The organism is Curtobacterium sp. MCBD17_035 (assembly GCF_003234815.2).
In the GTDB taxonomy this organism is placed as follows: domain Bacteria; phylum Actinomycetota; class Actinomycetes; order Actinomycetales; family Microbacteriaceae; genus Curtobacterium.
Genome location: NZ_CP126279.1, coordinates 656,138 through 666,715 on the forward strand (window position 1 = coordinate 656,138; position 10,578 = coordinate 666,715).

13 protein-coding genes and 1 tRNA gene are annotated in these 10,578 nt (G+C 70.4%); 10 read left to right on the forward strand and 4 right to left on the reverse strand.

All coding sequences use genetic code 11. From position 1 onward, the window contains the following. The first annotated feature begins 114 nt into the window (after positions 1-114). The 5 genes from DEI93_RS03175 (at position 115) to DEI93_RS03195 (ending at position 5,089) form a co-directional block, all read left to right on the forward strand. The gene (locus DEI93_RS03175) at positions 115-627 is read left to right on the forward strand and encodes a MarR family winged helix-turn-helix transcriptional regulator (protein WP_111010134.1); all 513 of its coding nucleotides are present in this window, start codon (positions 115-117) and stop codon (positions 625-627) included. 10 nt (positions 628-637) lie between these two features. Further along, a complete protein-coding gene (gene pheA / locus DEI93_RS03180) occupies positions 638-1,597 on the forward strand; it encodes a prephenate dehydratase (RefSeq protein WP_181434622.1) in 960 nt (319 codons plus the stop codon). Positions 1,598-1,711: 114 nt separating this feature from the next. Then, the gene (locus tag DEI93_RS03185) at positions 1,712-2,791 is read left to right on the forward strand and encodes a diacylglycerol/lipid kinase family protein (RefSeq protein WP_111120377.1); all 1,080 of its coding nucleotides are present in this window, start codon (positions 1,712-1,714) and stop codon (positions 2,789-2,791) included. A gap of 148 nt (positions 2,792-2,939) precedes the next feature. Continuing rightward, entirely contained in the window at positions 2,940-4,202 is a 1,263-nt protein-coding gene (gene serS / locus DEI93_RS03190; RefSeq protein WP_111120378.1) for a serine--tRNA ligase, read from the forward strand. After that, positions 4,199-5,089 (forward strand): HAD family hydrolase, encoded by an 891-nt coding sequence (locus DEI93_RS03195; protein ID WP_111035519.1) that lies wholly within the window; start codon positions 4,199-4,201, stop codon positions 5,087-5,089. The genes serS and DEI93_RS03195 overlap by 4 nt, the downstream gene beginning before the upstream one ends. Positions 5,090-5,213: 124 nt before the next feature. On the opposite strand, the gene DEI93_RS03200 is transcribed toward DEI93_RS03195, so the two are convergent. After that, positions 5,214-5,888: a hypothetical protein gene (locus DEI93_RS03200; RefSeq protein ID WP_146244456.1), complete on the reverse strand. Its 675-nt coding sequence runs from the start codon at positions 5,886-5,888 to the stop codon at positions 5,214-5,216. 360 nt (positions 5,889-6,248) lie between these two features. Between DEI93_RS03200 and DEI93_RS03205 the strand changes: the two genes are divergently transcribed. Continuing rightward, positions 6,249-6,333: transfer RNA gene (locus tag DEI93_RS03205), tRNA-Ser, on the forward strand. Between the two features lie 38 nt (positions 6,334-6,371). Here the strand turns inward: DEI93_RS03205 and DEI93_RS03210 are convergent. From DEI93_RS03210 to DEI93_RS03220, 3 genes are read right to left on the reverse strand one after another with little or no spacing between them, the layout of a single operon-like run. After that, positions 6,372-7,649, reverse strand: coding sequence for a site-specific integrase (locus DEI93_RS03210; RefSeq protein ID WP_111120380.1), 1,278 nt, complete (start codon positions 7,647-7,649; stop codon positions 6,372-6,374). Continuing rightward, the gene (locus tag DEI93_RS03215) at positions 7,642-7,920 is read right to left on the reverse strand and encodes a hypothetical protein (RefSeq protein WP_111120381.1); all 279 of its coding nucleotides are present in this window, start codon (positions 7,918-7,920) and stop codon (positions 7,642-7,644) included. Before DEI93_RS03215 ends, DEI93_RS03210 begins: the two co-directional genes overlap by 8 nt. Before the next feature lie 2 nt (positions 7,921-7,922). Beyond that, the gene (locus DEI93_RS03220; protein WP_146244457.1) at positions 7,923-8,447 is read right to left on the reverse strand and encodes a hypothetical protein; all 525 of its coding nucleotides are present in this window, start codon (positions 8,445-8,447) and stop codon (positions 7,923-7,925) included. Between the two features lie 192 nt (positions 8,448-8,639). Here DEI93_RS03220 and DEI93_RS03225 point away from each other — a divergent pair, with 192 nt between their 5' ends. From DEI93_RS03225 to DEI93_RS03240, 4 genes are read left to right on the forward strand one after another with little or no spacing between them, the layout of a single operon-like run. Then, the gene (locus DEI93_RS03225; RefSeq protein ID WP_111120383.1) at positions 8,640-8,867 is read left to right on the forward strand and encodes a helix-turn-helix domain-containing protein; all 228 of its coding nucleotides are present in this window, start codon (positions 8,640-8,642) and stop codon (positions 8,865-8,867) included. Then, complete coding sequence (locus DEI93_RS03230; protein WP_111120384.1) at positions 8,864-9,106, forward strand: helix-turn-helix domain-containing protein; 243 nt, start codon at positions 8,864-8,866, stop codon at positions 9,104-9,106. Before DEI93_RS03225 ends, DEI93_RS03230 begins: the two co-directional genes overlap by 4 nt. A 35-nt stretch (positions 9,107-9,141) precedes the next feature. After that, the gene (locus DEI93_RS03235) at positions 9,142-9,453 is read left to right on the forward strand and encodes a hypothetical protein (RefSeq protein WP_146244458.1); all 312 of its coding nucleotides are present in this window, start codon (positions 9,142-9,144) and stop codon (positions 9,451-9,453) included. Beyond that, positions 9,450-10,544: an AAA family ATPase gene (locus tag DEI93_RS03240; RefSeq protein ID WP_181436109.1), complete on the forward strand. Its 1,095-nt coding sequence runs from the start codon at positions 9,450-9,452 to the stop codon at positions 10,542-10,544. Before DEI93_RS03235 ends, DEI93_RS03240 begins: the two co-directional genes overlap by 4 nt. Positions 10,545-10,578: the final 34 nt, after the last annotated feature.

The window sequence follows — 10,578 nt, forward strand, 5'->3', positions numbered from 1 at the left end:
CCCATCCTGGCACCGCGCCGTGTCCTGTGCCCGACTGTCCACAGGCCGACGCCCGACGGGGTCCAGGGAGGAATGACACCGGTTGCATCGACAACCATTCCGTAGGATCGGGGGATGACGACGGACGACGTGCCCTGGCTCGACCGCGAGCAGGTCCGCGTGTGGATCCGCCTCGTCGCCGTCATGGAGCTCCTGCCCGCGGCGCTCGACCAGCAGTTGCAGCGCGATTCCGACCTGACGCACTTCGACTACATGGTCATCGCCATGCTCTCCGAACGCGACGACCGCACGCTGCGCATGACGGCCCTGTCCGCCGCCACGAACAGCTCGTTGCCGCGGCTGTCCCACGTCGTCACCCGCCTCGAGAAGCGCGGGCTCGTCTCGCGGTGCCCGTCGACGGACGACCGGCGGGCAACGGACGTCCGACTCACGGACGCCGGGTGGGAGGCCGTGGTCGCCGCTGCCCCCGGCCACGTCCGGAACGCCCGCCACCTCGTGGTCGACGCGATCGGCGAGGACCGCTTCCGGCAGCTCGACGCCGACCTCCGCGCGATGCTCCGCCGACTCGACCCCGAGGGTCGCCTCGCCGCCCTCACCGACCCGGATGGCCGCCCGCCCGTGCAATAGAGTCGGCCGCATGGCCGAGCCCGATGCCTCCGCGTCCGACACGTACAGCTACCTCGGACCGGCCGGGACCTTCACGGAGGCCGCGCTCAAGCAGGTCGCCGCGGCCGCCGGCAAGCCCTGGCGGTCGGTCAACAACGTCGGCGAGGCCCTCGACGACGTCATGAGCGGACGGAGCGTCGGCGCGGTCATCGCCATCGAGAACAGCGTCGACGGTGGGGTCACCGCCACGCAGGACGCCCTCGCGCGCATCCCGGGGGTCCGCATCATCGGCGAGTACCTCGTGCCGGTCGACTTCGTCCTCGTCGCCCGGCACGGCACCGTGCTCGCGGACGTCCGCACGGTGAACGCCCACCCGGTCGCGTACGGGCAGACATACCGCTGGCTCGAGGACCACGTCCCGGGGCACGGACACATCCCCGCGTCGTCGAACGTCGCGGCGGCGGCGGCGCTCCTCGACCCGGCCGCGGGGGCGCTCGCCGAGGCCGCGGTCGCCCCGCCCGGCATCACCGACCACCACGACCTCGCCGTCCTCGCCGAGCACATCGGCGAGAACCCGTTCGCCGTCACGCGGTTCGTCCTCGTGTCGCGGGACCTGGCGATCCCGGCCCGGACCGGCGCCGACAAGACGAGCGTCGTCGTGGAGCTGCCGGACGACCGCGCAGGTGCGCTCGTCGACCTGCTCGAGCAGTTCGCCACCCGGGGCATCAACATGGGGCTCCTCAGCTCGCGGCCGATCGGCGACGAGCTCGGCCGCTACCGCTTCGTCATCGACCTGGACGGCCACGTGCACGACGAGCGCGTGGCGGACGCGCTCCTCGGCCTCCGGCGGTTCAGCCCCCGGGTGACGTTCCTCGGGTCGTACCCCAGGGCCGACGGCCACGCGTCCGAGGTGCAGGCCCGGTACCGGGACGAAGCGTTCACCGAGGCACGCGAGTGGCTCCGACGGATCGTCGCGGGTGAGCCTGGTTGACCCGGCCGGGCCGGACCCGGTGACCCACCAGGTGGGCGCCTGTGGAACGACCCGACCGTCCACAGAAGCCGGGGGCCGAGAGGACGGATCAGGCGGTCCCGGTAGCGTTGCCGCATGACGACGCCCCCCGAGACCGATGCGGCCCCGCGCGACGACGTCGCCGCGGTGCCCTCGACCGCCGCCCACTCGGCCACGAGCCGGCACATCGCCGCCGTGGTCTACAACCCGATCAAGGTGGACCTGCCGGCCCTGCGCCAGAGCGTGAGCCGCTACGAACGTGAGGCCGGGTGGAGCGAGACCCTCTGGTTCGCGACGACCGAGGAGGACCCGGGCGCCGGCATGGCCCGGGCCGCGCTCGAGGCCGGTGCCGATGTGGTGGCCGCCGCGGGCGGCGACGGCACGACGCGGATCGTCGCCGAGGTCGTGCACGGATCCGGCGCGTCGCTCGCGCTGCTGCCGAGCGGCACCGGCAACCTGCTCGCGCGGAACATGCGGTTCCCGCTCGACGAGATGGACACGAGCGTGCAGACCCTGTTCCACGGCGAGGACCGCGCGGTCGACATCGGCATGCTCACCGTCGAGCGTGAGGGTGGGGAGCGTGAGGACTTCGGGTTCCTGGTCATGGCCGGGCTCGGGCTCGACGCCCGGATGCTCGCCAACACGCGCCCGGAGCTCAAGAAACGGGTGGGCTGGCTCGCCTACGTCGACGCCGTGGCCCGATCGCTCCGTGACTCCGACAACATGGAGGCCCGCTACAACCTCGACGGTGCCGGCAACCGCTCGCTCCGCGCCCACACGCTCATCGTGGGCAACTGCGGCACCCTGCAGGCCGGCATCCTCCTGCTGCCCGACGCCACGATCACGGACGGCGTGTTCGACGTCGTCGCGCTGCGGCCGAAGTCCGTGTTCGGCTGGGCCCGGATCGGCGCTCGCCTGATGTGGGAGAACGCGATCCTGCGGCGTGCGCGATCGACGAAGATCGGCCAGACCGCGGTGGGGGAGCGGATCATCGCCCGGGCACGTGAGGAACGTCCGCTGCGGTACATGCGCGGCAAGGAGATCGTCGTGCGGCTCGAGACCCCCGACGAGTTCGAGATCGACGGCGACCCGGTGGGTCGGATCCGGGCGTTCCGGGCGCGCATCGACGAAGGCGGCTTGACGGTGCGCGTGCCGGTCGGGCACGTCCTGCACTGAGCGACGGCCGCCGACGACGGACGTCCGGCACCCACCGACCTCCTGCACGATCCGTGCGACGGCCGGGAGGCGCGGGACGGGCGCGCGCCGTCCCTCCCGTCCGATCGGCGCCGGACCGGCGCGAGGGGGCGGTCGGTAAGATGTTCCAGTGATCGATCCGCAGCTCCTCCGCGACCACCCCGACCGGATCAAGGCGTCGCAGGCGGCCCGTGGTGACTCCGTGGAGCTCGTCGACCAGGCGCTCGCCGCGGACACCGCACGTCGGCTGGCGATCTCGTCGTTCGAGGCGCTCCGTGCCGAGCAGAACGCGTTCGGCAAGACCGTCGCGAAGGCACCGAAGGACGAGAAGGCGGCGCTCGTGCAGCAGGCGCAGGCGCTCGCCGCCCGGGTCAAGCAGGCCCAGGCGATCGTCACCGAGTCCGAGGACGCGTTCCGCACGACCGTCGGGAAGCTCGCGAACCCGATCATCGAGGGCGTCCCGAGCGGCGGCGAGGAGGACTTCGTCACCCTGCGCACCGTCGGCACGAAGCCGGAGTTCGACTTCGAGCCGAAGGACCACGCCGACCTCGGCGAGCACCTCGGGATCATCGACATCCCGCGTGGCACGAAGGTGTCCGGCTCGCGCTTCTACTTCCTCCGCGGCATGGGGGCGCGGCTCGAGATCGCGCTCATGAACCTCGCGCTCGACCGGGCGATCGCCCACGGCTTCGAGCCCCTCATCACGCCGACGCTCGTGCGCCCCGAGACGATGGCCGGCACGGGGTTCCTCGGTGAGCACGCCGACGAGATCTACTACCTGCCCGCCGACGACCTGTACCTGACCGGCACGAGTGAGGTCGCGCTCGCGGGCTACCACTCCGACGAGATCCTCGACGTGTCGAACGGCCCCCTCCGCTACGCCGGGTGGTCGACGTGCTACCGACGCGAGGCCGGGTCCGCGGGCAAGGACAACCGCGGGATCCTCCGGGTCCACCAGTTCAACAAGCTCGAGATGTTCGCGTACGTGCACCCCGACGAGGCCGAGGCGGAGCACGACCGGCTCGTCTCCTACCAGGAGGACATGCTCGGCGCGCTCGGACTCCACTACCGCGTCATCGACGTCGCCGCCGGTGACCTCGGGCAGAGCGCCGCCCGCAAGTTCGACATCGAGGCGTGGGTGCCGACGCAGGGGACCTACCGCGAGCTCACCTCGACGTCGAACTGCACGACGTTCCAGGCCCGCCGCCTCGACATCCGGCACCGCACCGAGTCCGGCAAGACCGCCCCGGTGGCGACGCTGAACGGCACGCTCGCCACGACCCGTTGGCTCGTCGCGATCCTCGAGACGCACCAGCAGGCCGACGGCTCGGTCGTCGTGCCCGAGGTCCTCCGCCCGTACCTCGGCGGCACCGAGGTGATGGAGCCGCGATGACCGACGACCTCCGCGAGCAGGCCGTCCCCGACCCCGGGGCGAGCTCGGGTGCGACGTCGACGGCGCCGCGGCCGGACCACTGGCTCGTGGCGCTCGACATCGACGGGACGGTCATGCGCGAGGACGGCGTCATCACCGACGCGACGAGCGCGGCCGTCCATGCTGCGGTGGAGGCCGGACACGAGGTGATGCTCTCGACCGGTCGCAGCGCCTCCATGACGTTGCCCGTGGTGGCGGCCCTCGGGATCCGCCCACGGTTCCTGGTGTGCGCGAACGGCGCGATCACGCTCGAGCGGAGCGACGCCCCCGAGGACGCCGAGCGCGGGGGCTACCGCCGCGCGTTCGTGGAGTCCTTCGACCCGACCGAGGTCCTCCGCACCATCCGCGGGTCCCTGCACGGCGCCGCGTTCGGCGTCGAGGACGAGACGGGCCACTACCGCGTGCACGGGATCTTCCCCGAGGGCAGCCTGAGTTCCGACGTCGAGCACGTCGCGTTCGACGACCTCTTCGGCGTCGAGGCCACCCGGGTCGTCGTCATCTCGCCGAACCACGACCTCGACGACTTCCTGCGGGCGGTGGACCGGATGGGCCTCCACAAGGTGTCCTACAACGTGGGGTGGACCGCCTGGCTCGACATCGCGCCCGAGGGCGTGACCAAGGCCAGCGCGATGGAGCGGGTCCGGTCCGTGCTCGACGTCCCACGGTCGCGCGTGTTCGCGGCGGGCGACGGCCGGAACGACATCGACATGCTGCACTGGGCCGCCGAGTCCGGCCGCGGCGTCGTGATGGGCCAGGCGCCCGAGGACGTCGTCGCTGCCGGCGGTGAGGTCACCGGGAGCGTCGCGGAGGACGGCCTGGCCGCCGCACTCGCGACGCTCCCGCGCTGACCCGGCCCGGTTCCCGGTTCCCGGTTCCCGGTTTCCGGTTCCCGGTTCCGCAAGATCGCAGTCGTTGCCGTTTCGACGGTGGTGTGAGCAGCAACGACTGCGATCCCGGTGGGATGACGTGGCGTCAGCCGCAGAACTCGTAGGGCGGCACCCGGTCCGTGCTCACCCAGATCGACCGCACCTGCTGCGGCGTCGACCGCACGTCGAACACGATCCAGGCACCGTGGTCCTGGTAGCCGCGGTAGTCCTCCTGGTCGTCCTCGCGGATCTGCACGAGGTCGGGGTGGTGCGCCTCGAGGGTCGCCAGCGGTGTGCCGAGCGTGTCGCCCTGCGCCGTCTTCGGCGAGGAGGCCCCGGCGCCCTGCAGGAGGATCCCGTGCACGACGTCGCGCGCGTCCGGCAGTGCCTGGGTCCACACGGAGGAACCGGTCCGCCGCCACATCGCGATGTTCGGGTTCGGGCAGTCGTCCGAGCGCGTGTACGCGGTCATGGACGCGCCCTCGGCCGTCACCGAACCGCCGATGGTGAGCGGCCCGACGCCGGCACCCGTGATCGTCCACGTCGTCGGGTCGGCGAGGTCGAGCGTCGGGGAGGCGGATGGTGTGGCGGCCGGCGGCGTGGTGGGCGTCGCGGTCGTGCTGGGCGTGGGCGTCGTCGCGGTGGCCGACGCACTCGGGCGTCCGGTGTGGCCGACCGTGGTGGCGGTGTCGGCCGCGGTCGAGGTGCTGCAGCCGGCGAGGGTGACGACGAGAGCGGTCGCGGCGATCAGGACGATCGCGGACCGCGGTGTGGTGGACATCGAGGCGTTCCGTTCCGGGAGACGCCGGTGCCCCGTGGCATCCGCTCCACGTCCCCCGTCGCTCATCTTGGCGGACTGGTCGACGGTGCGTGGCGGCTCCACGATCACGGTTCCGTCACATCGATCACGGTTCCGTCACGGGGTGCGGGAGGCGCCTCCCGGCCGTCCCGGCCGCCGCTCGTCCGCCGCATCGCGAGATCGCAGAAGGTGCCGCTTTGGGGGTGCTCAGAGCGGCAACAACTGCGATCTCGACGGGAGGGTCGGCGATGGGGTTGGCGGGGCGGGCGCGGGCCGTGCCTCCCGGCCGGGAGGCTCGCTAGACTCTCACGCGCCGGTCGCCACCGTCAGGTGGTCCAGCCAGGAGGGTTGTCCGAGCGGCCGATGGAGCTTGTCTTGAAAACAAGTGGGCAGTGATGTCTCGTGGGTTCGAATCCCACACCCTCCGCCTGTAGTTACAAGGGATTGGGGCGTTAGCCCGACGTCCTACTGGTCCTCACGGACCGGCTGTGTGTGCAATGTGCGTGCTCCGCCTCCTCTCGCGCTCATCATGAGGGCGTCCATCGCCTCCGCTGCTCGCCGGTTCGTCTCGTCGAGCAGGTGGCCGTAGAGGTCAGAGGTGATGGCGAGCGTGGAGTGCCCGAGGCGCTTGGACACGGTGCCCAGATCGACGCCGGAGGCGAGCATCAGCGACGCGTGCATGTGCCGCAGACCGTGGAAGCGCATCCGCGGGAGGCCCGCGCGGGTTACGAGCACGTCAAATCGCTTCGTGACGTAGTCGGGCCGCAGCGGCTCCCCGAGCGCCGTGGTGAACACGTAGCCGGACGGGTTGTAGGTCGACCCCAGGAGCTCGGCCTCCTGGGCCTGACGGACCTGCCAGGCGATGAGGGATCCGACGACGTTCGCGCCGAGAAGCACACGCCGATCCTGACCCGCGTCCGTCTTGACGGCGCCGACTTCCACCCGGGACCCGACCTGCACCCGCTGCTGGCGGACGGTCACCTGGGCTCGAGGGAGGTCGACGTCGGACCAGCGGAGGCCGACGATCTCGCCGCGGCGCATGCCGGTGTAGAGCGCGAACTCGAACAGGACACCGAGCCGCTCGTCGGTGAGGCCGTCGAGGAACTGCTGTGCCTGCTGCGGTTCCCACATCGTCATCGGCTTCCGCGCAGGCGTCGGCACGGTGACGTTCGCTGCCGGGTTGCTCGCGATCAGGTCGAGGCGCTCCGCGTCCGCGAGCGCAGCCCGCAGGGTGGAGTAGATCCGGCGCACGGTGACGCCGCCTCGTCCGTCGTCGCGGAGCTTCCGCACGAGAGCGTCGATGTGGTGCCGGCGGAGGTCCGTGAGCTTCAGCGCGCCGACCTGCGGCACGATGTCGTTCGTCACGTACGCCGAGTAGGTGTACGCGGTCGAGGCCCGCAGGCCGTCATCCACGCGGCGGCGCAACCACTGCTCGAGGTACTCGCGCACCGTCAGCTTCCGGTCGACTCGGTAGCGGCCGGTGCTGAGCTCCGTGAGCTTCGCAGCTCGAGCCTGCTGCGCTTCACGCTTCGTCGTGAACGTGGACTCACGCAGCTGCAGCCGCTTGCCGGTGCCCGGGTCCTTCCCCGCGCTGATGTAGAAGCCCCACGACCCGTGTCCGGTCTCCGTGAGCAGCCGTGGGCACGCAGCGGCTCGCTGTGCGTCCGTCGCACGGTCGGGGAGCGACCCGTAGGACTTGCCGTCCGGTCGCCGGCAGCCACAGCGCCGGTAGATGTCAGCCACGAGGGTCCGGCCCGTACGGGTACCGAAGGTCCACGAGGGCGACGTAGATCATCGCGAGCCCGTCCGTTCCCGAGATGTCGAGACGAACGGACTGGACCGTCGCCTGGCGTCCACCCGTGAGGTCAACGATGCTGCCGACGGGTGGGTAGATCGCGTCGGCCAGGTAGCCGACTTTGTCGCCGTCAATCATGAAGCAGGTGCAGTAGTCGCTCCTGCTGGAGTCGAAGTGAAAGGTGCGCCCTTCGCCCTCCGGCTGCTGGTATGTCGTCATCGTCAGTTCCTTTCGTTGGGTAGCTGCTCGCCGGCGCGCCCCGGGATGGACGCTCCGAGAAGTCCCCGCTCTCGAGCGCGCTGGATCCAGCGCCGCAGCGTCGGTTCGGATTGATGCCAGGCGAGCGCGAGGTTCTTGATCGGCGCGTTCGGCCAACGCTCGAGGGCGAGCTTGTAGGCACGGGCGACCGTCTCGAAGAGCGCGGGGTCGAGGGACTGACTTCGGACACGCTGTGGCGCCTCTGGGAAGTCGTCAATCGCGGCCGAGGCCTCGTCGCCCCACTGCTGCACCTTGGATACGGCGGCAAGCAACTCGGGCAGCTTGACGTGGCGCAGGATCCGGGAGGTGATCTCCCCGGAGGCGAGCTCGTGGCCGGGAGTCAGAGCGCCGATGATCAGGCCCTTGCAGGCGAGACGGCCGCTCGGCGTGCGGGCGAGGGTGATGTACACGGGCGGGACGTTCCGATCTGTCGGAACGTCCGGTTCGAGGCGGATCCAGGTCCGATCCCGGATGAGGTCGGCGACCACGTCCACGTGCTCCGAGTGCGCGGGGAACAACCCGTCAGGGTGCCACTCGGCTGGGAGCTTCGTCGTGTCGTCCACGGCTTCTATGTAACCAGGCCTGTCACCAGTGCGCAACCCCTATCAAAGTGATGTGCACGTTTGACGGCGTACCGACACGGCACCGACCCTGAGTAACAACGAAAGGGAGGTGCACCGATGATCGACCTCATCGAAGAAGTGGCCGCGGCGCGGCAGCTGCCGACTCCGCGGCTCGCTCGAGAGATCCGCCTCGCAGCCGGAGTTTCCCAGGCCCGCCTGGCAACTCAGCTTGGCGTGCAACGCGTCACCGTCGCGCGCTGGGAGAGCGGCGTGCGGCGTCCGCGGGGGCAGAACCTGCTCGCGTACGTCGGCTTGCTGCGGAACCTGCAGGAGGTGCGTCAGTGACCCTCGACGACATCCGCGATCACGCGACGATCGCGCTGTGGCCTGACGCCGGCGTTCTGCTCGGCCTCTCGAAGAACAGCACCTACGCCGGTGCACGAAGCGGCGAGATCCCAACGATCCGGATCGGCAGTCGCTACCTCGTGCCTGTCCGACCCTTCCTCCGCCTCGTCGGAGCTGATGACGAACAAGACCCCCGAGCGGATGCAGCCGCTGCGGGGGTCGAGACCCAGGGCGCCTGATGAGCGATCCCCAGATGGAGAAGAACAAACACAGCATGCCACGAACCTCTGACATCCGTGAGGTAAGCCTCCCGGACGGCGTCGACCAGTACCTCGAGCAGGTGGGTGATCAGCTGCTCGCCGGCCGCACGGAGCTGTGGCGCATCCCGCCTGGCGTCCTCAGCCTTTGGACCTACGCCCAGACCGTCGCCCGGCAGCCGTTGCTCGAACAGATCGCTCGGCTCAACGCCGAATGCGACCGCCTGTACGTCGAGGTCGCTCGCCGCACACCGCCGACAGCGCCCGAGCACGTGCCGTTCGCCGAGCTCCAGCGACGCCGCACCGAGATGTACGGGGGTGGCCGATGACGGACACCGTTCCCCGGCAGCTCGTCCTCACTTCCATGGCGGACGTCGAGCCCGAACGGCAGCTGTTCCTCTGGACCGGACGCATCCCGATGGGAACCGCGACGATCTTCGCCGGCCGCGGCGGCGAGGGGAAGTCGACCTTCTCGCTCTGGCTCGCGTCCCACGTCACCCGCGGCACACTCGACGGCGAACACCAGGGAGCGCCCGGCCGTGTGCTCCTCGTCGGCCACGAGGACGACCTCGCCACCATCGTGGTGCCCCGGCTGCTGGCCGCCAACGCCGACATGAGCCTCGTGTCGTCGGTGAAGGTCCGCACCGTCGTCGAGGGGTTCGAGCTCGACGAGGTGCCGTCGCTCGTCGACGACCTCGCCCGCATCCGGGAAGCAGTCCAGCGGACCAACGCGCGCCTGATCATCGTCGACCCCCTGACCTCCGTCATGGCCGGCGCGAACCTCGACAAGACCGCCGACGTCCGCAAGGCGCTGAACCCGTTCGTCGCCCTCGCCGGGGAGCTCGGAGTCGCAGTCGTCGCGATCATGCACCTGCGGAAGGGCAGCGGCGACACCCGCGACCTCATGTCCGGCTCCCACGCCTTCCGCGACGTCGCCCGTAGCGTCATCCTGTTCGCCACCGATGAGGACACCGGCCAACGCGTCGCCACCGTCGACAAGTCGAACTACAGCGAAGCGCGCGGCGACTCGTTCGCATTCGAACTCGAGAGCACCCGCGTCCCCGTCGCCATGAACGAGTGGGCCACCGTCGCCCGCGTCAACTACCTCGGCGACACCGACACCACCGTCGACGACATCGTCAACCGGCCTGACCCCACCGACGTCACCGACCTCGGCGAGAACATCGGCGCCGTCGTCGACTGCGTGAACGCCCACCCCGGCGGCATCCGCACCAAGGAAGTCGCCGACCAGCTCGCCATCAGCCGCAACGCCGCCAGCCGCGACCTCGGACGAGCCGTCAAGCGAGAGCTGATCCGCCGCGTCTCCTACGGCCTGTACTACCCCCGCGCAACCGCATCACCGAGTGCACCACCTACAGAACCTGGTGCACCTGATGCCCTTGGTGCCCTTACGTCCTAAATCCATCAAGTGCACCAACAGCACCATGCCACCA

Bases quoted from the DNA above. Each gene is read 5' to 3' on its own strand.
- DEI93_RS03215 (WP_111120381.1), bottom strand. From the start codon at position 7,920: ATGACGACATACCAGCAGCCGGAGGGCGAAGGGCGCACCTTTCACTTC.
- DEI93_RS03240 (WP_181436109.1), top strand. From the start codon at position 9,450: ATGACGGACACCGTTCCCCGGCAGCTCGTCCTCACTTCCATGGCGGAC.
- DEI93_RS03225 (WP_111120383.1), top strand. From the start codon at position 8,640: ATGATCGACCTCATCGAAGAAGTGGCCGCGGCGCGGCAGCTGCCGACT.
- DEI93_RS03235 (WP_146244458.1), top strand. From the start codon at position 9,142: ATGCCACGAACCTCTGACATCCGTGAGGTAAGCCTCCCGGACGGCGTC.
- DEI93_RS03175 (WP_111010134.1), top strand. From the start codon at position 115: ATGACGACGGACGACGTGCCCTGGCTCGACCGCGAGCAGGTCCGCGTG.
- DEI93_RS03200 (WP_146244456.1), bottom strand. From the start codon at position 5,888: ATGTCCACCACACCGCGGTCCGCGATCGTCCTGATCGCCGCGACCGCT.
- pheA (WP_181434622.1), top strand. From the start codon at position 638: ATGGCCGAGCCCGATGCCTCCGCGTCCGACACGTACAGCTACCTCGGA.
- DEI93_RS03185 (WP_111120377.1), top strand. From the start codon at position 1,712: ATGACGACGCCCCCCGAGACCGATGCGGCCCCGCGCGACGACGTCGCC.
- DEI93_RS03195 (WP_111035519.1), top strand. From the start codon at position 4,199: ATGACCGACGACCTCCGCGAGCAGGCCGTCCCCGACCCCGGGGCGAGC.